General features: G+C 62.8%; 17 protein-coding genes. 7 read left to right on the top strand and 10 right to left on the bottom strand.

Features of this window, described 5'->3' with window-relative positions:
- Positions 1 to 24: 24 nt before the first annotated feature.
- Positions 25 to 1179 (bottom strand): phosphotransferase enzyme family protein, encoded by a 1155-nt coding sequence (locus KBB96_RS03655; RefSeq protein WP_211632397.1) that lies wholly within the window; start codon positions 1177 to 1179, stop codon positions 25 to 27.
- 147 nt (positions 1180 to 1326) lie between these two features.
- Between KBB96_RS03655 and KBB96_RS03650 the strand changes: the two genes are divergently transcribed.
- Positions 1327 to 1923 carry a class I SAM-dependent methyltransferase gene (locus tag KBB96_RS03650; RefSeq protein ID WP_211632393.1) on the top strand — a complete coding sequence of 199 codons (597 nt, stop codon included), beginning with the start codon at positions 1327 to 1329 and terminating at the stop codon, positions 1921 to 1923.
- Here KBB96_RS03650 and KBB96_RS03645 read toward each other — a convergent pair.
- The 5 genes from KBB96_RS03645 to KBB96_RS03625 form a co-directional block, all read right to left on the bottom strand.
- On the bottom strand, positions 1920 to 2393 hold the full coding sequence (locus KBB96_RS03645; RefSeq protein ID WP_211632390.1) for a nucleoside deaminase: 474 nt from the start codon (positions 2391 to 2393) through the stop codon (positions 1920 to 1922). The genes KBB96_RS03650 and KBB96_RS03645 overlap by 4 nt on opposite strands.
- A gap of 88 nt (positions 2394 to 2481) precedes the next feature.
- On the bottom strand, positions 2482 to 3144 hold the full coding sequence (locus KBB96_RS03640) for a hypothetical protein (RefSeq protein ID WP_211632388.1): 663 nt from the start codon (positions 3142 to 3144) through the stop codon (positions 2482 to 2484).
- Between the two features lie 135 nt (positions 3145 to 3279).
- Entirely contained in the window at positions 3280 to 4413 is a 1134-nt protein-coding gene (locus tag KBB96_RS03635) for a serine hydrolase domain-containing protein (RefSeq protein ID WP_211632385.1), read from the bottom strand.
- Between the two features lie 96 nt (positions 4414 to 4509).
- Entirely contained in the window at positions 4510 to 4977 is a 468-nt protein-coding gene (locus tag KBB96_RS03630) for a TPR end-of-group domain-containing protein (protein WP_211632382.1), read from the bottom strand.
- Positions 4978 to 5224: 247 nt separating this feature from the next.
- The gene (locus KBB96_RS03625) at positions 5225 to 5395 is read right to left on the bottom strand and encodes a hypothetical protein (protein WP_211632379.1); all 171 of its coding nucleotides are present in this window, start codon (positions 5393 to 5395) and stop codon (positions 5225 to 5227) included.
- 119 nt (positions 5396 to 5514) lie between these two features.
- Between KBB96_RS03625 and dnaG the strand changes: the two genes are divergently transcribed.
- Positions 5515 to 7470, top strand: a complete 1956-nt coding sequence (gene dnaG, locus KBB96_RS03620) for a DNA primase (RefSeq protein ID WP_211632377.1) — start codon at positions 5515 to 5517, stop codon at positions 7468 to 7470.
- Positions 7471 to 7722: 252 nt separating this feature from the next.
- Positions 7723 to 9090, top strand: coding sequence for a PA14 domain-containing protein (locus KBB96_RS03615; protein WP_211632375.1), 1368 nt, complete (start codon positions 7723 to 7725; stop codon positions 9088 to 9090).
- Between the two features lie 101 nt (positions 9091 to 9191).
- On the opposite strand, the gene KBB96_RS03610 is transcribed toward KBB96_RS03615, so the two are convergent.
- Positions 9192 to 9686 carry a hypothetical protein gene (locus KBB96_RS03610; protein ID WP_211632373.1) on the bottom strand — a complete coding sequence of 165 codons (495 nt, stop codon included), beginning with the start codon at positions 9684 to 9686 and terminating at the stop codon, positions 9192 to 9194.
- A 625-nt stretch (positions 9687 to 10311) separates the two neighbouring features.
- On the opposite strand from KBB96_RS03610, the gene KBB96_RS03605 reads away from it, so the two are divergent.
- Entirely contained in the window at positions 10312 to 10611 is a 300-nt protein-coding gene (locus tag KBB96_RS03605; protein WP_211632371.1) for a hypothetical protein, read from the top strand.
- A gap of 57 nt (positions 10612 to 10668) precedes the next feature.
- On the opposite strand, the gene KBB96_RS03600 is transcribed toward KBB96_RS03605, so the two are convergent.
- Positions 10669 to 11907, bottom strand: coding sequence for a DeoR/GlpR family DNA-binding transcription regulator (locus KBB96_RS03600; RefSeq protein ID WP_211632368.1), 1239 nt, complete (start codon positions 11905 to 11907; stop codon positions 10669 to 10671).
- Positions 11908 to 11999: 92 nt separating this feature from the next.
- Here KBB96_RS03600 and KBB96_RS03595 point away from each other — a divergent pair, with 92 nt between their 5' ends.
- The gene (locus tag KBB96_RS03595) at positions 12000 to 12671 is read left to right on the top strand and encodes a hypothetical protein (RefSeq protein ID WP_211632367.1); all 672 of its coding nucleotides are present in this window, start codon (positions 12000 to 12002) and stop codon (positions 12669 to 12671) included.
- A gap of 46 nt (positions 12672 to 12717) precedes the next feature.
- Here the strand turns inward: KBB96_RS03595 and KBB96_RS03590 are convergent, their stop codons facing one another.
- On the bottom strand, positions 12718 to 12930 hold the full coding sequence (locus KBB96_RS03590) for a hypothetical protein (protein WP_211632364.1): 213 nt from the start codon (positions 12928 to 12930) through the stop codon (positions 12718 to 12720).
- Between the two features lie 443 nt (positions 12931 to 13373).
- A complete protein-coding gene (locus tag KBB96_RS03585; protein WP_211632360.1) occupies positions 13374 to 14513 on the bottom strand; it encodes a substrate-binding domain-containing protein in 1140 nt (379 codons plus the stop codon).
- A gap of 76 nt (positions 14514 to 14589) precedes the next feature.
- Here KBB96_RS03585 and KBB96_RS21160 point away from each other — a divergent pair, with 76 nt between their 5' ends.
- Positions 14590 to 16956: a beta strand repeat-containing protein gene (locus KBB96_RS21160; protein ID WP_211632358.1), complete on the top strand. Its 2367-nt coding sequence runs from the start codon at positions 14590 to 14592 to the stop codon at positions 16954 to 16956.
- A 171-nt stretch (positions 16957 to 17127) separates the two neighbouring features.
- On the top strand, positions 17128 to 18861 hold the full coding sequence (locus KBB96_RS21155) for a beta strand repeat-containing protein (RefSeq protein ID WP_211632356.1): 1734 nt from the start codon (positions 17128 to 17130) through the stop codon (positions 18859 to 18861).
- Positions 18862 to 18975: the final 114 nt, after the last annotated feature.

Raw genomic sequence — 18975 nt, 5'->3', positions numbered from 1 at the left:
CAAAGGAAAAGCCACGCGCTACCCTCACCGCTTCCCCTTCCACACCTTGCGGACGAATTTCTCCATCGCCTCCTCCTGCTCCTCGATGAGCTCCACCAGTTTGAGCTGGGTGCGGCAGCGGTCGAGGTTGTGGTTCGGGCGGTGGGTTTTGAAATACACGTCGCCTTCCAGATGATCCGTCAGGAAACGGATGCCCACCTCCAGCGTCATCAGCTTCCCGGCGAAAACCATGTGGGCCACCTCGGTCTCATTGAGAAAACCGCCCGCCGCATCCAGGAATCCTTCCGTCAGCGCCTCGAACATCGGCATCTGCATCTGCACTTTCGACAAATCCGTCTCATCCTCCGCCGCAGGACTCGTTGCGGAACGCACCAAGTCGCCGAAGTCATACAGCGAAAGCCCCGGCATCACCGTGTCCAGGTCGATCACGCACACCGCCTCGTCGCTTTCCGAGTCGATCATCACATTGTTGATCTTGGTGTCATTGTGGGTGATGCGCACTGGAATCGCATCCGAGTCGCGCAGATCCAGCAGGCGACCGGTGATGTCACCGCGGGCGCGGATGAAATCGAACTCCGCACGAACGGACTCCAACCGCCCCAAGGGATCCGCCACCGCCACTTCCAGCAGCCGCTGGTAGCGTTTCCGCGTGTCGTGGAAATTCGGGATCGTCTCCACAATCTCCGCAGGCGCGAGGTCGCACACCAGATCCTGGAAGGACGCGAAGGCCCGCGCCGCCTGATAGGCTTGGCGGGTGTTTTCCACCACATCGTAGGTCAGGCAGCCCTCGATGAAATTGTAACAGCGCCACAGCCCGCCACATTGTGCCTCCGCCCAGAAATGGCCGCCGCGCGCCGGATACAGGTTCAGCGTCTGGCCGCCCAGGTCCTTCTTCACCCGCAGCACCTTCCAGTTGATGTGCCGCGTCACGCATTCAATGTTCCGCATCACCGCATGCGGGTCCTTGAAGACGCTGTCATTGATCCGCTGCAGGATATAGCGCTGGCGTGAACCGTCCGGCAATTCGTAGGTCGCCCGATAGGTGGAGTTGATGTGGCCGCTCTGGATTTCCTCGCCAAAGACGAATTCCCCGCCGATCGCGAACTGGCTGCCGATCGCACTGACGGCTTCCTGGACGATGGGATCGATTTCGCGGACCGGAGAGGTGAAAGGAACCATGTTCAACCAGTCTAGCAACCCGCGGACCACCGACCAGTAGGAAACAGCGGGTTTTTTATTCCATGCATCAATTTGCCAGCAGGCTTGCGACATGCTCCGGCACCACCCACGCTTGATCCCCCGCCCGCCAACGGTTAGCCGGACGGCATGCAGCCCCGCATCCCCTTCCGCTTCCCCGGCATCGCCGCCGATGTGGAGCGCCTGCGGGTCAAGCTCCGGGAGGCTCTTTCCCTCTCCGGCTCTGTCGCCAGCTCTCCCGCCGCCGTGCTGAATCTCGCCTGCGGCCGTGCCGACGAAACCGGCACCCTCTTCGCCGCGCTCGCACCCGCCCGCATCGGTTACTATCTCGGCATCGACCTCCTGCCCGGAGACATCGCGGAGGCAGCCAAACGCTGGCAGCCGGAAACTCCGGACACCCGCATCGAGTTCCGCGCCGGAGATGCCTCCCGCACCGACCGCATGCGCGAGCTGCCACCCTTCGACCTGGTCTTCATCCGCCACCAGAACTACTGGCACGACGCTCCCGTGTGGGACCGTCTGCTCCAGAACGCCCTCGCCGCCCTCAAGCCCGGCGGCGTGCTGGCGATCACTTCCTACTTCGACCGCGAGCACGAACTGGCCCTCACCTCGCTCAAACTCCGCGGCGCGGAACTTCTCGCGAATCTCCGCCACACGGAGTCACGCACATTGGATGACGCCCCCAACAAATCCGTGGATCGTCACCTTGCCATACTGCGACGCTAAAGCCGCGGACTCTGCAAACGCTTCCATTCCGCATAAAGATCCAGCCGCGATTCCAGGCGCACCGGAACGTAGCGGATCTTCATCGACTGCTGGGAAAAGGGCCTGGCCAATTCCGCATACACCGCGGCGGTGGACAATCCGAACGGCTCTCCATCCTCATTCGAGTAGGCAAATGCCACCTCGCCCACACCACAGAGTCGCATCGCCGCCATGCACATCGGGCACGGATGGCCGCTGGCATACACGGCGCATCCCCGGAGATCGGGCGATCCGAGTTTCTGGCTCGCATGGCGGATCGCCTGCATCTCCGCGTGGGTGGTCGGATCGCAGGTGGTGAGGATCTCGTTCACGCCGGTGGCGATGACTTCCCCCTCCTTCACCACAAGCGCCCCGAACGGACGACCACCTTTCGCGGCATTCGCATACGCCAGTTCGATCGCACTGCTCAGAAAATGTGTCTCTTGGTTCATAATCTTCCGGCCCGTTTTTTCCCGGGCACCCCTCCGGGTTTCCCAATCCGAGATGGATCGTGCAAAGGGATTCCACCAGCCACGGCCATCACTTCCCCTTGCTGACCACCGGCTTGAGGTAGCCTTCGATCTTGTGGTGCAACACGCTCACCTTGCCGTTTTCCAAACACTCTTCATCCAGCTCGACGGATATCCACGCATACCAGCGCTTCCCCGGAGTGGCTTTCAAACTTCTCACCCGCATCTCCTTTTTCGTGATCGTCCATCCCAGCACCGTCACCGGACCGGGATAGCTCGCGGAGAACCGGCAATTGAAATTCTCTCCGTCCACCGTGATCACCAGATCGCTGGCGTATGCGGGCAGGCCGCCATCAATCGTCAGCACCAGCTTTCCTCCTTTCACCACGGCATCACAGAAATCCATCCGATGCGCACCCATGTGGGAGGATGTGCAGTTGGACGAGTGCTCCTTCCTGGCCCGGTCCTCGTTCGTCAACGGCTCATCAAGGGCGCTATGCAACCTGCCGTCCTCTCCCTGCACCACATACCATGGATACGAGTATTCCTTCGACCGGAAGAAGCCCGAATCCAGAACCGGATCACGCGCCACCTTTGCCACCAGTTTGTCCACACACACCAGCGCCTTCGGCTGGACGAGCACCGGATCCCCGCACGCCATTCCCCCCAGCGCAAGTAAGGACAACCATCGTGCGATGCACACCGCCACGGCGGCGATGGGTGATGCCAACATCCGAGAAAACGTCATCATAACGGTCGCATTCCAAGCACCGTTCCCGGTCTCCATCAAATTCCATCCGGAAATTTACGCCGATTTTACCCATCGGCGGCGCCGCGACCACCTGCACCTACTGGAACCATCGTATATTCACTCCCCGAACAACCCCTCGATCATCTCCGTGCTCTTCGGTCCCGGGAAGACGCTCAGCTCCATCTGGTTCATCACATACGCGAACGACAGCCCCGTCTCCGGATCGCCGAAGGCATGGCTGCCACCCGCTCCCGGGTGCCCAAACGCCCCTGCGGACGTCCCATAGAGCCGCCGCTTCTTGTTCCCCGCCTCATCCAGCGGATCTTTCTGGCAGCCGCAGGTGAACACCGTTTCGCGCATCAGGATGCGATCGTCTCCCTGAATCCGCGTCTCCGCCAACGCCGCGCGCACGGACGGTGAAAGCGGGCTTTCAATCGCTCCAATCGCCGCTTGGTAAAACTTCGCCAGCGCCTGCGCAGTGCCGATCCCGCCCATCGCCGGAAATCCCGCCGACCACGCCTTCGGATCGTTCATCTCCTGCACGGAATGCAGCCCGCGCGGCGAGGAAAACGCCCGCCGCACCAGCGATCCCTCCTTGTGGAATTCGCTGTAAAAACCCTCCTCCAGATCCGACTTGTCCGCCTTCCCCGGATACAGCGTGGCCACCCGATGATGCTCGCTTTCCGGCAGGCCGATCCAGAATTCCAGCCCCAGCGGCTCTCCAAGCACCTCGCGGAAATGCACCCCCAGCGTCCGCCCGGTCAACCGCCGCACCGGTTCCTCCACCAGCGCACCGAAGGTCCGCGGATGATAGCCCTGCCCGCCGCCCGGCCGCCACGCCGGTTCCTGTACCTCGACCGCCGCCACCACCTCCGTGTGGTCCCACACGCTCGCGCGCCGGTCCAGCGCCGCCAGTCCGCACTGGTGGGACAGCAGGTGGGCGAAGGTCGCTTCCGCCACCGGAAACGCCGGCCACACCTCGCGCACCAGGGTTTCCGGCCCCATTCCCTTTGCCTCCAGTGCCATCAGCAGCGTCGCGGACGCCGGTCCCTTCGTGGCGGAATACACCGGTACCAGTGTCGATTCCGCCCACTCGCGCGATTTCGTCCGGTCCATGTGGCCCTGCGCCGCCGAGAAAATCTCCTCCCCCTGCCACCACACCGAGACGGAGGCCCCCAGCTCGTTGCGTTCGCGGAAATTACGTTCAAAGGCGGACAGCACCTGACCGAGTTGGGCGGGAGAAACGGACACGCGCGGAGCTTCGGAACATCCAGCCCCGCCACGCAAGCGAATCCCCCCTCAACCTTCTTTCCTGATCGCCGGTTCCTCTGCTCACTTGGCACTCATCTAGCACTCCACTTCCAAGCCTTCCAAATCCTCATCCTGCTCCGCTTCCTCGCGCAGGCCGGGATCCAGGTGGATGGCCGTAGCCAGATGGCCGCGGGCCCGGGTGTGCTGGCCCATCACGTTCAAGTAGCACGCCAGATTGTAGTGGAAAACCGCCTCGCCGAAGAGCGCCTTCGGCCCCCGCAGCAGCCACCGGCAGGCCTCCAGCGTGTCCCCCGTCTCATGCAGGCAGAACGCCGCATTCAGGAAAAACCGCGGATCCGTTGGGAAACGCAGGCACAGCAGCCGCGCCGTCTCGGAAGCCTTGTTCCACGCCCGTGCCGCCATTTCCGCCGCCAGCCTCAACTCCAGCACCGGACGCCGGATCTGGATGCGCCACGGCAGCGGCGCGAGCTCGACGAGCGCCTCGTCGGGCAGGCCGAGTTCCAGCCAGCCCACTGCGGCGCGGATCCTCGCTCGATACTCCATCCGCCTCCAGCAAAGCAAATCCCGCGCCATCCGGCAAGCTCGTTGGCCGACCCGGCGCCATGTAGTCGAAAGCTCCGCTTTCGAATCGTCTCCGCCGGCTCCAGCTGGCGGTGGGCTCGGAGATCAAACGACGTCCGGCTCCACGGAGGGCAAGCTGGAGCTTCCCCCTCCATCCGCTCCAAAAAAAATGTCCCGCCCGGCCATCGGGGACCGGACGGGACGAGACCAACCAGCAACCGGGAAAGGATCACGGTCGCACGCGCACCAAGGCGGGCTCCTGCTTCGGAAGCGGCTTTGCACAACGGGCGGCTTCGGCTCCGACGCGCTTCAGCAGCGCGATCAGGGAGGCGGTAACGAAATATTCCTTCAGCAGCACTTCCCGGCTCTCACCGGCGGAATTCTTGCGTACGACTTTCATGGGATGAGGGAACAGCGTTTTTCCTGTTCCAACATAAGAGCGATGCCATGAACCGCCCTCGTCTGCAAATCGTGTTAGTCCCACCTGCGTAGTTTTCCCCCTAACGACGGGTTGGGTGCATGACCAAAATTCCCCCTTCCGGATTGGACGTCCGCCCGCCGCCGGTCATACTCGCCTCCCCGCCCGCCGTGTCGCAGATCCCACAGGAAACCATCCAACAGGTCCTCAACTCGACCGACATCGTGGACCTGATCAATTCCTACGTCCCGTTGCGGCGGGCTGGCACGAATTTCGTGGGCCTCTGCCCCTTCCACAACGAGAAGAGCCCTTCGTTCAACGTCCGGCCCTCCACCCAGTCCTTCTACTGCTTCGGCTGCCAGAAGGGCGGCGACGCCATCGCCTTCATCCGCGAGTTCCAAAACCTGCCCTTTACCGATGCCGTTCGGACGCTTGCCACCCGTGCCGGCATCCCCGTGATCGAGGTCGAGTCCGATCCACATGCGGACCAGGCACGCCGCATGCGCGGACGGCTGCTCGATGTGATGCGGGAAACCACCGCCTACCTCCATGAGCTCCTCCTCACCTCGCCGGATGCCCAGCATGCCCGCGATTACCTGAAGTCCCGTGGCTTCGGCCGGGACATGGCGGAGCGCTGGGCGATCGGCTGGATGCCGGACAACCTCCGCTGGTTCCTCGATTGGGCTCGGGACCGGAAATTCACCGGTCGCGAACTCGTCGGCTCCGGCATGGCCTATCTCAAGGAGGAGAACGATCCGCGCTCCGGCATCCGTGTCCGCTTCCGGAACCGCCTCATGTTTCCCATCCGCAATGAAGTCGGGGACGTCATCGGCTTCAGCGGACGCCAGCTCATCGAGGACAAGAACTCCGGCAAGTACGTCAACTCCCCGGAGACGCAGCTCTTCAAGAAAAGCAACGTCCTCTTCGCCCTCGATCGCGCGAAGAAGCCCATTCTCAACGAAAAGGCCGCGCTGCTCTGCGAGGGCCAGATCGATGTCATCTCCTGCCACGAACACGGCATCGAACAGGCCATCGCCGCACAGGGCACCGCCGTCACCTCCCAGCACGCACGCCTGCTCAAGCGCTATACCAAGGCCGTCGTCCTTTGCTTCGATGCGGACAACGCGGGCTTCAACGCCGCCGCGAAATCTTTCCGGGAGCTTATCATCGAGGGGATCAACGTGCGCGTCGTGGAACTGCCGAAGGGCGATGACCCGGACAGTTTCCTGAAAGCTCATGGCGCGGATGCCTTCCGCGAACTCATCGCGAACGCCCGCCCGTTCTTCGATTTCAAGATCGACCGCGCCACCGCCAGCGGCGCGATGGCGAATGCCGAGCAACGTGCCATCATCGCCCGCGAATGCGCCGAGCTCCTCGCCGTGATGAGTGATACCGCCGCGCGCGAGATCCAGATGAACCACCTCGCCTCGCGGCTCCAGATGGGCATCTCCTCCATCAAGGAAGTCACCGTGGCCGAGCTGAAAAAACCCAGGCGGCAGGAACACCCCACCGACCACGCCGCATTGAATCCCGCGGCCATCCCCACGTCCGTGGACCGCACCGTGGCCGCGCTCTGCCATCTCGCCCTCACCTCCCCGGAGGTCCAGCATCTACTATGCGAGCAGTACGAAACGCTCCATGAGGCCGGTGAATTCATCGCCGGCATCCCGCTGCTGGAGCGCGTCCTCGCCGCCCGCCCGGACACCACCTCCCCCGCCGCCGTGAATTCCTTCCTCGCCCATCTCGGTGAGGAGGACCGCCTCGCACTCAATACCATCCTCCACGTCGAACGTCCCCATCCGGACCCTGTCACCGCCAGCTACGAGACCATGTCCATGCTCGCCGCCAAGGTCCTGCTCCAGCGCGATGCCCGGAACAAGGCCCTGCTCGCCGATCCACGTCTGCCCATGGAGCGCATGACCGCCCTGCTGGAGGAAGGAAAGGAGATCAAGCGCCTGCTCGATGGAGTCAAGGGGCGCTTCATCACCGAGGACATCCTGCCGCCCGCGCCGAAGAAGCCGGTGGCGAAGAAGGAGTGGAAAAAGCGGGGGAATTAACCTCGCAAGTCGCTACGCTCCATAGCCTTTCAGATAGATTCATCTGCTTTTTTCCGACACCTGATGGCGGAATCACACACAAATCCGCCGTCACTCTACAAGCGGATTTGTTCTAACTGTGGTTCGCTTGGGATGTAACGGAATCCCACGCCACAGCGGTCCGGTCGGCGTCCCATGAAACGCCGCCGGAAGGCCCGCGCAGTGTCACGCGGCATTCCGGCTCATTGCCATCCGTACTCAACCACCCAGGACATGCACTCGAACGTCCACCCCGCCTCCGTGCCAACAACCCACATGCCAGTTGGCGGCCCCCTGCCCTCCAAGGTAGAGCAGGAAAAAAAGAACTCCGTCTGGCGGAAGCTCGGCGGTGGCTCCCTTTCCGTCTCCATCATCGTCCACGCGATCCTGCTCGCCATCGGTGTGTTCTGGATCTTCCAGGTCATCCCGGACAAGACGCCGGATCCCGATTTCATGCCAAAGGGCGGCGGCGGTGGTTCGCCAGGGGTGAAGGAAATCAACAACAAGAAGCAGCGCGCGACCATGTCCACCCCGAACGCGCCGCGCATGGCGGCGAAGGGGGCCAGCAGCAACTTCGTCCTTCCCGAAGCGGACGCTTCCTCCGCCATGTCCTCCGTAGGCTCCCTGAGCAGCGGCGGCCTCTCCGGTGGTCTCGGCGGCAGCGGCTCCGGCGGCGGCAAGGGTGACGGTCATGGCAAGGGCTTCGGCAGCGGCAATGGCCCCGGCCTGGGCGGCGGTGCCGGTGGCATGAACCCCTTCGGCATGATCGACCCGAAGACCAACGCCCTCGTCGGCACCTTCTACGATCTCAAGCAGGACGCCAAGGGCCGCACCACCCCGCTCGGCGAGCTGACCGACTGGGGCCAGATCATGGACAAGACCCGTGACATCCTCCACAACTTCGTCAACCGCGGCTGGAACGAACGCACCCTCGCAGGCTCCTACTACCAGGCTCCGCAAAAGCTCTACCAAACCCAGATCTACATGCCGGTCCTGCCTGCGGACACCGCACCCAAGGCCTTCAACTGCAATGTTCCCGGCTCCCGCTGGGTGGTCATCTACCGCGGTGTCGTCCGCCCGCCGAAGACCGGCAGATTCCGCTTCGTCGGTGCCGGGGACGACGTGGTCACCGTGCGCTTCAACAACCGCAACGTCTTCGACTACGGCTACGAATCCCCCACCGCCAATATCAAGCTGGCCGCCAAGGCAGCCGAGTTGACCGGCGAGAAGGAAGACCGCGAGTTCGACCGAGCCCGCCGCGAGCTCGCCATGCCGAAGCCCATGCCCATCTACAGCTACGGCTCCATGTCCCAGCGCGCCAAGTCCGACCTCCGCGGTCTCGGAGTCGGCCAGGAATTCGAAGCCCGCGAGGGTACCGACTACCCCATTGAGATCCTCGTCAGCGAGGTTCCCGGCGGCTTCTTCTTCGCCTATCTGCTCATCGAGGAAATCGGTGCCACCTATGAGAAGGACCCCAGCGGCGCGCCGATCCTCCCGCTCTTCCGTCTCGACGGCACCCCCGCCGCCGCCGGCGAAGGCCCGCCCTACGACAAGAACGGTCCGATCTGGAAGATCACCAACAAGACCCGCGTGGACATCTGAAGAGCAGGGATATCCCGCCGGGACCCGGCATATCATCCCACCATCATTCCGGGGTATTTTACTACTGCTCTTCCAGTAATACCCCCTCGGTTCTTTTTGTCCTACGGCTTCGCCTGGACCGGACGCACGGATTTCCGGCCGTTCACCTCGATCTCGACGGCATACGTACCGCTCTTCGGGTTGTAGGACTTCACCGGAGCTCCGCCTTCGGCGGAAACGTAGGTCTGCGGATTGAGCAGGATGCGTTTCCCCTGCCCCGGCGCGATCTCCTCCGTGCCCGCGCTTGGCGACGCCGCATGACCCTGACGATACTCGGCGGCATTCACCCAACGCTCCTTGCGACCATTGAAAGCCGTGTAAATCACGGCGGGCGGCGCGGTCTGCACCTTCACCGGCTGCTTGCCCTGGTTGGCGATGTCCACCAGCACCCAGCCATCCTTCACGAAGCTGCCGGTTACGGAAACACTGCGGCTGTTCGGATTCCGCGCGGGTGCGGCCGCTCCCGGCTGTTGCGACGGCGCGTTCTGGTTCGAGCACGCCACCGCACCCAACGCCGCCACGATCACCGCCATCCATTTCGTCGTCATCTTCATCATGAGTTGGAGGATAAATATTTCCCTACCTCCCGGTGGGACCGGCCTTTCCTAACCAACCCGCCGGCGAATCAAAGCCTGCGGCATTCTCAATACGGCATCGCGAAGCGTAGCAGCGCGATGCCCCGGCTTCGCATGCTTCTCACGGAACTTTCCCTCTCGAAACCCGCCCCCATCCCAAACCACTCCACGCCGCACGCAAAGCAGAAGCTCCGCGCTACAAACTGGCGCTTCCTCCTCACACCCTCCATTCTCCCCCCGGATGGTATACTCCCGCTCCATGACCGCCAAATTCCTTCTCTGGCTGGCCGTCCTCCTCATGGCAGCCGCCCAGTGCCTGCCATGGGAGCGTGTACCACTGAACTTCTGGATCAACCCTTACGCCGTCCAAGGAAGAACGATAACAAAACAGGTTGATCACCATTGGATGTTCCTCCAGTCCATCGAACTCCCGCCTTCCACGAAACATTCCATCGGGTCCGGGACCATCCGTTCCGGAACCGTCTCCCCCCTGCCGCCGCCCGAGGAGATTCCCATCTATCAAATGGAGGATCTTCATGCATACGCCCGCAGCCTGCTTGCCAGACCGCCTCCTTTGGCCCTGTTGATATCATCACCCTGGCCCGCCATGCTTCTACTCATCTGGCCCGTCGCCTTCCTCGCTCTGCTGGCGATGCCATTTCTCACCGGTCCGCTCGGACACTCCCGCGCCACTCTGTGGCTCGTCCGCGCCCTCGCATGCATCATGCTCATCTGGCTTGTCCGGAATCTCCACCTCGCCTTCACAGGAACCTACGCGCCGGGTGAATACGGCCGCATCGGCTCCGGCTGCTGGCTCACGCTTGCCGCTCTGTCCGTCGAGATCGCAGGCCTCTTCCTCATTCCCCGTCCGCACGGAAACGGTCCGGCCACGGATTCATCCACGTAGCCGGACTGGTCACGATTCTGGCAGGGAACACCCGCCCCTTTCCACACGGTCCTGCCCTCAGGTATCCTGCTTGCGCGTCTTGGCCAAGCTGATAGCCATCACACCCACGTTCTGTTCGCGGGCACTTTCCAGGAATGATTGGAATCGATCATGCCTCTCCCGGTCCGCCCCCCGATACCCGTTGGGGAATGGATCATCAATCACGATGAGGTCCACGCTGTTCTCATGGATCGGAGCGAACTCGTGCAGGCAGGAACCCTCCAGCACCTTCAAGGAGTCACAAATCACGATCTTGAATCCCGCCATGTGCAGGAACTCGCGCTTCAACTCGCACTCGATCGGGTCATCCATGTAGAGCGACCAATCGCCGTGACGGTTTTCCAAAATCCCCGTCGTTCCAACGATCGAAAGGTCCACACCACCCATACTCTTCAGCATCCGTGTCCACAGCAGTGAAACATCTCCGGAGAGACTCCTGCGTTCCGGGCGCTCCGTGCCCCCGATCACCCGCAGGATCATTCTCCGCCGGTGCAGGTTCGAATCCTTCCCGATCAGCTCGGAAATCGCCAGCGAGTTCGTGAGAATCGAGGGCTCCACCTTCCGATGCCGCAGCTTCTTCGGTTCCTCCTCTGCGGCCTCGAAATCCTCGCCGTCACTGGTATCCACACCGTCCAGAGCATTTATCGGCACCTTCAGGGGGAATTCCCTGGCAGCCAGAAAGCGCTCCATGCACGTATAGGTCGTGGACCCCGAGTCCACCATCAAGGACAGCACCGTGCGGTTTCTCGCCGCGTTCCGTTTCCGCTGCAGGCGGCGCTCGATGAAGCTCTTCGCCGGATCAGTCCTCGCCCAGTTGAACCGGGCCTGAAGGGGCTTTTCCAAGGGATAGTTTCCCATCCCCTTTTCGAAAGCCTTGGGAACGGACTTCTCCGTCGCTCCATATCCGGCACGAACATCGGTGGCGTCGAACAACCAATGCAGCAGCCCCATGCAGACCATGTGCTTTTCATTCGCCTGCTTGTGCAGACGCTCCTCGAACTGAGGCACCGGAGGCTCGACGTATTGGATCCTCCGGTTGTCCGGCGAGATCGCAATGCTCCGGACTTTGGAATTTTTATTATAGGAGCTGATGACATTCGCGATCATCCTGAGCCAGGAGTCGGGAGGCTCACGCTCCACCGTCTCAAACGCTTTCAACAGATCATCGACGAACAGATCCTCGCCGGCTTCCAGGGTTTTTTTCAAGAGACCGGCCAGGATCTCCACACGTTTCACGGTTTTTTGATGTTTCGACATGTTGGGTTTCAGGGGGATTTGATCAAAAGTCCGCCTCTCCTTTCCGATGAGGAGATCTTGACTTCGGGCGGCAGAAGAGGACGCTGCTCGTTATGAGTGAGGAACTTCCAGAAAGCGGCTGGGATCCACCCGCACGTTTCCGGTTCCAGGAAAACGAGGACACCGGTTACGGAGAACCGGTTGAAAAAGAGGGGGGGGCCGGGTCTGTGGATGGGGGACGGGGGTTTGTCATGAGAATCGCCAGCCTTTCAGGATCGCTGCTGGATGAGGCCGGAATTTGCGCATCTGTCAGACGGGTGGCACATCTGGATACGGGAAAATGGCATGGAGAGATTGATGCGAGATTCCCACTCTTGGAATATCTCCGGCTGGATGTCCTGCCAGCATCCCTTCCCGCCCGCACCAATCGTGTCTGGGTCACCTTGGAGCAGAGCGTGCGAGCCGATCCGGCCTTCGCGCGCCAGTTTCTCCACAAGCTGGGGGCAACGGAAAACGCCCGGACTATCAAGGATTGGGAGGAAGAGCCGCATCCCGTCGTCTGCCTGTGCAGCCGCCCGGTGACATTGCATGCTCTGGACACCAATCCTTCCATCAAACTCAGAGTTAAATTCGATCCATGGGGTAAGTTTCAAGAAGCCAATCTTTCCGCAGTTGTAGCAAACAGTGGAAAAGGAGTGATCGAGTGTGCAAGGACAATCTTGACGGCCGAGGTCGCCTGCGCGGCCCTTACCGTTCCGCTGCGGATGATCGATCCCCTCTTGTGAGGGAATCTTTCATCCTAAGCCGGCGGAGCCACGCGCCAGCCGGCCTTCAGGCGTACTTGCCATACCAGCTGGTCGTCGGCGTGTCGGGGATGATGATGATGACCTTGAAGCCAGCCTCCTCAACCAACACCACGTGGAGGTCACGGGGACCGTCATAGCCGAGAGCGGCCAGGTCCCTGTCTGTGAGTCGTTCCACCATTCCTCCGACGAACTCGAAAATGTGAATCCGCGGGGTTGTTGCTATCTCTTTCGTTTTCATTTCTTTGGTTTTTTTTGGATTTCAGCCGGGAGTCCCAGCCGTGCCTCCCGTCAGTGGGAGTTGCTGGGTATGTTCTATCACCCTCCTAATAACTCATCAATAAATCTCTAATCATCAACGATTTACATAAATATAGATTTGTTCCATGAAACCAAAAAAGTGACTCTCACCGCGTTAGATCCGCCCTGAAATCCTCCCCGGCTTCTCTTCTGCCGTCCCTTTTCGCACGAATGAGCGCCCTTTTGTGGCGGCACCTCACAAAACATCCGGAACGATTTTTTTTTGTAATCGGCCCCGTTTGCCGATCCGCCATCCGTCCAAAGGAGTTCGACCTGATTTCGGCGCTCCACTTCCGGGCACCAGAATCCCCTCCCTCCCGGAATCCCGGCGGGAAATTACTACACTCCTAGTAATATCACCACCTCCCGCCACCCGGCTGGTGCTCACTGGCCGATCACCCTATGCCTTGCCCGGTATTCCTTCGTCGTCAGCCCGGTGTATTTCTTGAACACCCGGTAGAAATGCAGCGCGTCCGGGAATCCCACCCGACCGGCCACCATCGCGGCGCTGTCGTCCTCCTCCCGCAGCAGCTTCGCCGCGCGGTCCATCTTGATCCGCAGGATCTCCTTCCCCACGCCACGGCCGCACGCCTTCTCAAACCGACGCTGCAGCGAAGCCCGTGAGACCCCCACCGCCGCGGCCACTTCCTCCACCCCCAGCGGCTGATGCATCCGGCTCTCGATGAAATACAGCGCCTGCGCCACCACCGGATCGCGGGAGGATTCCAAATTCGTGCTCGCACGCTCGATCACCCCCTTCGCCGGGGAATACAGTGGCTCATCCGGCACCGGCCCGCCATCCAGCAGCCCCTGCAACAACGACGCCGCCTGATAGCCGCGGTCCTCCAGCCCCATATCGATGCTCGATAGCGGGATCTCGGAAAACACCGAGTGTACCTCGTGGTTGTAGCAACCCAGGATCGCCACGTCCTGCGGCACCGCCAGTCCTGCCTCCAGGCACACTTCCAGCACCTGCTCCGAGTAGTGGTCGAAGGAGCAGAACACCCCCAGCGGCTTCGGCAGTTCCAACAGCCGCCGCCGGATCACGGCCATCCGGTCGTCCTTGTGGTCCCGGATTTCCAACAGTTCCCATGGCATCCCCGCGGATTCCGCACCCTCGCGAAAGCCCGCGATCCGCAGTTCATCGTGCCATGTCCGGCCCCAGCACACGTGCAGCCATCGCTCGAACCGGAAACCCGCCAGATACTCTGCTGCCATCCGCCCGCCGCCGCGCGCATCCGGCAGCAGCCGCAGCGCCCGCACCTCCGGGTGGTTCAGACTCAGATCCACCATCGGCAGCCCCCGTGCCATCAGGTGCTCGGTCATGCCGCTGCCCGCGTCGTCCTCCGGCTCCACCATGGAGATGATGCCGTCCGCCACCAGCATTTCCGCATGCTGCCACGAGTGCGGCAGCAGCAGCCGCACCTTCCATCCGTGCTGCCGCCCGAACCGCAGGATGCCGCGGTGGACCCGCTCATCATACGTGTACGTGCCATAGAGAATCGTCGGCCGGTTTCTAGCCATGAGTCAAAAACGCATGAAATAAAGACAGCCCTCCATATTCCGCCCGAAATTTTCATGCAATAGAAAAGGGCGCATCATGCATACCCAAACCTATCCCCTCATCGTCAGCGGCGCGCTCTTCTTCGCCGCCCTCCCCGCCTCCGCGGACACGTGGACCGGCACCACCTCCACTGCTTGGAACGTCGACACCAACTGGCAGGACGGCACCCAGCCCGCCTCCGGCGAGGCCATCGTGTTCGACTCGAGCTCGACGGCGAACCTCGCCACCACGCTCGGCGCGGCCTTCAGCGTCTCCGGCATCAGCGTCGTCAGTCCCACCGCCACGGTCAGCATCGCCAACGGTACCGGCGGCTCGCTCACCCTCGGTGCGGGCGGCATCGATCTGAGCGCCGCCACGCAGAATCTCACCTTCACCAGCACGCCCACCCCCGGGGCGGACCAGACGTGGAACGTGGCCACCGGCCGCGCGCTCACCTTCACCCTGCCTACCAACACCACCTTCAATCTCGGCGGGAAAAACATCCTCAAGTCCGGCACCGGCACGCTCGCCTCCGCCGGAGCAAACCTCTCGAACGGCACGCTGGAGATCGCCGCGGGCAGTTTCACCCTGAATGGCAACTCCAGCGTCGCCGCCGGCATCCAGGCCACCGCCACCCTCCAGCTCGATACCGGAGCCACCTTCGCCACCTCCCGCAACAGCGGCAACATCACCGTGGCCGGCAATGTGAAGTTCAATGGCGGCACCTGGACCATGGATGGCGGTGCGGTCGGCAGCTTCAGCGGTCCCATCGATGTCTCCGCAAATGGCGGCACCGTCCGCTACCTCACCACCTCCACCGGCGGCATCACCCAGATCCTCTCCGGCGCGGTCACCGGCAGCGGCATCTTCCACCTCCAGAACCACGCCACCAGCCACGCCAACAACCGCTACGACCTCACCGGGAACAACACCGCCTTCACCGGCACCTTCGCCATTGATGGCACCTCCGGAAACCGCAGCGTCCGTATCGCCGCGGCCAATGCCGGTGGTGCCGCCGCCACCTGGACCATCGGCGCGGCCAATACCCTCCAGGTCTCGAATGTCGCCACCACCCTCGGCAACGTGAATGTCACCCTCGGCGGCAAGCTGGAGTACCTCACCGGCGGCACCATCACCGTTCCCTCGGGCAAATCCGTGGTCGTGGATGCGGTGGCCCCATCCACCGCCACCACCACGCTCAACTCCGCCGCCACCGTCAATCACTCCGGCACCTTCACCGCCGGGCGGGCCTCCGTGGTGAACCTCAATACCGGCACCGCCTGGACCCAATCCGGGGCCTTCTCCCTCGTGGGCAATGGCGGCTACGGAGCAACCGTCACTCTCAATACGGGAGCCACCTTCTCCTACACCGGTGCGAGCCCCATCCTGCTCAATCCCGGTGCCAGCAGCAATGCCACCCTCACTCTCGCGGGCGGCACCTTCACCACCGGAGCCCCCTTCCAGACCACCACCTCCTCCACCACCCCGGGCACGAACAACGGCATCCTCATCCTCCAGGGTGGCGGCACGCTGAAGCTCTCCGCGGACCTCGCCGACATCATCGCCGCGCCCACCGGCACCGCCGTGAAGAACCTCGTCCAGCTCGGCACCGGCGGCGGCATCATCGATACCAACTCCCACACCGCCATCCTCGGCCAGGCCATCACCGGCGCGGGCGGCCTCACCAAGGCCGGCAATGGCACCCTCGCCCTCACCGGCACGAACACCTACACCGGGGACACCACCGTGACCGGCGGCACCCTTTCACTCGGCACCGCCACCCTCGCGGATGCCTCGAAGGTGAAAATCACCACCGGCGCCACCCTCGCGCTTGATCATGGTACGACAGACACCGTAGACCAGCTCTTCATCGATGGCGTCCAACAGCTCTCCGGCACCTGGGGAGCGCCCGGCTCCGGAGCCGCGCACACTTCCGCCGTTTTCAGCGGCACCGGCTTCCTCAGCGTCACCACCGCCCCCGTCCCCTACGAGGGTTGGACCATCACCAAGGGCCTCACCACCGGCACCAATGCCGCCAAGTCCGACAACCCGGACAACGACGGCTTCAACAATCTCGGGGAATTCGCCTTCGACGGCAACCCGCTCTCCGGCGCCACCGATGGCAGGATCGCCCTCCGCAACACTCCCGACGGTCCCACCATCACCTTTCCCGTCCGCAAGAACGCCGGGGCCTTTGTCGGCGACTCCGATGGCCTCCTTTCCCCGCTTGTCGATGGCGTCCGCTACCGCGTCCAGGCCAGCACCGATCTCATGAACTGGAACACCCTCGTCTTTGAGACCGCTCCGGACACCACCGGCCTGCCCGCTCTCTCCGATGCGGCCGGATGGGAATACCGCACCTTCCAGATCGCCCCCGGCAATCCAAAGGCCTTCCTCCGCGTCAAGATCACGGACACCCCCTGATCCCCTTTTTCCGGGTACATGCAATAAGACCGGGCAGCCGGAGAAAGGCCTCCTTTCTCCGGCCGCCATGGCGGAAAGCCCCTCAATGGGAGCGGCTCCTTTCGAGAAGCCCGAAATCCGCCTCCGGCATTCCCCCCTCTTCACGGATCCTTGCTGACTGATCACTTCCCCATGAAACCCTTCTCCCTCTTCACCTCCCTCATCCTCCTGAGCCTCTCCGCCCACGCGGATGTCTGGATCGGCGGCACAGCCAGTTGGAACACCGATGCGAACTGGCAGGACGGTACCAAACCCACCTCGGGAGACGGAGTCATCTTCAACTCCAGCTCCACCGCGAATCTCTCCACCACCCTCGATGCCGCCTTCAGCATCACCGGCCTCACCCTCGCCAGCCCCACCGGCGCCGTCACCATCGCCAATGGCACCAGCGGCTCGCTGACCATCGGCTCCGGCGGCATCGACATGAGCGCAGCCACCCAGAACCTCACCTTCAGTTTCACCGCCAACAGCCTCGTCGCGCTCGGTGCCAACCAGACTTGGAACGTCGCCTCCGGACGCTCGCTCACCTTCGTCAGCAGCAATACCACCATCCGGAACTTCGACCTCGGCTCCCGCACCATCACCAAGTCCGGCACCGGCAATCTCGTCCTCGGCCAGGGGGTCAACCTCACCAATGGCGTCTTCGACCTCCAGGCCGGAAACACCACCGTCCAGGCCGGCAGCAGCACCAACACCACCTCCGCCGCCAGCGTGTCCTACAAGGTCGGCTCCTCCGCCACCCTCACGCTCACGAACAACACCGGCACCCTCACCTTCGCCAGCCCCATCGAGATCAATGGTGGAAACGTCGCCATCAGCGGCGGTGCCAGCCACAGCTTCTCCGGAGCCGCCTCCGGCACCGGCGGCACCATCACCGCCTCCCTCAGCTCCACCGGCACCGTTCTCAAAACCTTCTCCGGCAGCTTCACCGGCAGTGGCACCTACAATCTCCGGAATGAAATGACGAGCAGCACCACGCACGCCATCGTCCTCTCCGGAAACAACAGCGGCTTCACCGGCACCTTCAACATCAATGGCACCACCGGCAGCCGCATCGTCCGCCTCACCGCCGCCAATTCCGGCAGCGCCGGAGCCGCCTGGTCCGTCTCCGCAAACAACAGCCTCCAGATCAACGGCGTCGCCGTGAATCTCGGCAGCCTCTCCGGTGCGGGTGGAGTCACCTCCTCCAGCGGCACCAGCAGCATCACCGTCGGCGCGCTCAATGCCAGCACCACCTACTCCGGCATCATCAGCGGCGCCACCAATGTCACCAAGACCGGAAGCGGCACGTGGACCGTCAGCGGCGTGAACAGCTACACCGGCACCACCACGATCAGCGGTGGCAAGATGGAAGTGACCGGCTCGCTCGCCACCGGCTCCGCCGTCAGCGTCGGCTCCTCCGGCACCCTCGCCGGCACCGGCACCATCGGCGGAGACACCTCCGTCTCCGGCACCCTCGCTCCCGGCGTGGCCACAGGTACACTTGCCTTCACCAACTCCCTCGCGCTGCTCTCCACCGCCCAGCTCAACTGGGATCTCAATCCCGCCAACACCGCCATCGGCGGCGGCGTCAACGACCTCGCCACCATCGGCGGCTCGCTCACCCTGGATGGCGTCCTCAATCTCAGCGGCGGCACCTTCACCGGTCTCGCCGAGGGCACCACCTGGCGACTCTTCAACTACTCCGGCGCGCTCACCGACAACGGTCTCAACATCGGCACGATGCCCACCCTCGATGCCGGACAAAGCTGGCTCATCGACACCGCCACCACCGGCCAGGTCAATCTCACCATCATCCCCGAGCCCGCCTCCTCCGCGTTCCTGCTGCTGGGCGGCACCCTACTCCTCCGCCGCAAGCGGGCGTGAGGTCTTCCATCTTCGTACGTAGTTCCTCCTTCAGGAGGGCGTCTCACGCATCGCTGCTACACCCCGCCCTCCTGAAGGAGGAACTACGTACCATTTCGCGAGCGGTCATACCCG

Source organism: Luteolibacter ambystomatis, from assembly GCF_018137965.1.
Taxonomy (GTDB): Bacteria; Verrucomicrobiota; Verrucomicrobiia; order Verrucomicrobiales; family Akkermansiaceae; genus Luteolibacter; species Luteolibacter ambystomatis.
This window is presented reverse-complemented; position numbering and strand designations above follow the sequence as displayed.

Bases quoted from the DNA above. Each gene is read 5' to 3' on its own strand.
- KBB96_RS03645 (WP_211632390.1), bottom strand. From the start codon at position 2,393: ATGAACCAAGAGACACATTTTCTGAGCAGTGCGATCGAACTGGCGTAT.
- KBB96_RS21155 (WP_211632356.1), top strand. From the start codon at position 17,128: ATGAAACCCTTCTCCCTCTTCACCTCCCTCATCCTCCTGAGCCTCTCC.
- KBB96_RS21160 (WP_211632358.1), top strand. From the start codon at position 14,590: ATGCATACCCAAACCTATCCCCTCATCGTCAGCGGCGCGCTCTTCTTC.
- KBB96_RS03615 (WP_211632375.1), top strand. From the start codon at position 7,723: ATGCACTCGAACGTCCACCCCGCCTCCGTGCCAACAACCCACATGCCA.
- KBB96_RS03630 (WP_211632382.1), bottom strand. From the start codon at position 4,977: ATGGAGTATCGAGCGAGGATCCGCGCCGCAGTGGGCTGGCTGGAACTC.
- KBB96_RS03600 (WP_211632368.1), bottom strand. From the start codon at position 11,907: ATGTCGAAACATCAAAAAACCGTGAAACGTGTGGAGATCCTGGCCGGT.
- KBB96_RS03640 (WP_211632388.1), bottom strand. From the start codon at position 3,144: ATGTTGGCATCACCCATCGCCGCCGTGGCGGTGTGCATCGCACGATGG.
- KBB96_RS03655 (WP_211632397.1), bottom strand. From the start codon at position 1,179: ATGGTTCCTTTCACCTCTCCGGTCCGCGAAATCGATCCCATCGTCCAG.
- dnaG (WP_211632377.1), top strand. From the start codon at position 5,515: ATGACCAAAATTCCCCCTTCCGGATTGGACGTCCGCCCGCCGCCGGTC.
- KBB96_RS03650 (WP_211632393.1), top strand. From the start codon at position 1,327: ATGCAGCCCCGCATCCCCTTCCGCTTCCCCGGCATCGCCGCCGATGTG.
- KBB96_RS03590 (WP_211632364.1), bottom strand. From the start codon at position 12,930: ATGAAAACGAAAGAGATAGCAACAACCCCGCGGATTCACATTTTCGAG.
- KBB96_RS03605 (WP_211632371.1), top strand. From the start codon at position 10,312: ATGCTTCTACTCATCTGGCCCGTCGCCTTCCTCGCTCTGCTGGCGATG.
- KBB96_RS03625 (WP_211632379.1), bottom strand. From the start codon at position 5,395: ATGAAAGTCGTACGCAAGAATTCCGCCGGTGAGAGCCGGGAAGTGCTG.
- KBB96_RS03595 (WP_211632367.1), top strand. From the start codon at position 12,000: ATGAGTGAGGAACTTCCAGAAAGCGGCTGGGATCCACCCGCACGTTTC.
- KBB96_RS03610 (WP_211632373.1), bottom strand. From the start codon at position 9,686: ATGATGAAGATGACGACGAAATGGATGGCGGTGATCGTGGCGGCGTTG.
- KBB96_RS03585 (WP_211632360.1), bottom strand. From the start codon at position 14,513: ATGGCTAGAAACCGGCCGACGATTCTCTATGGCACGTACACGTATGAT.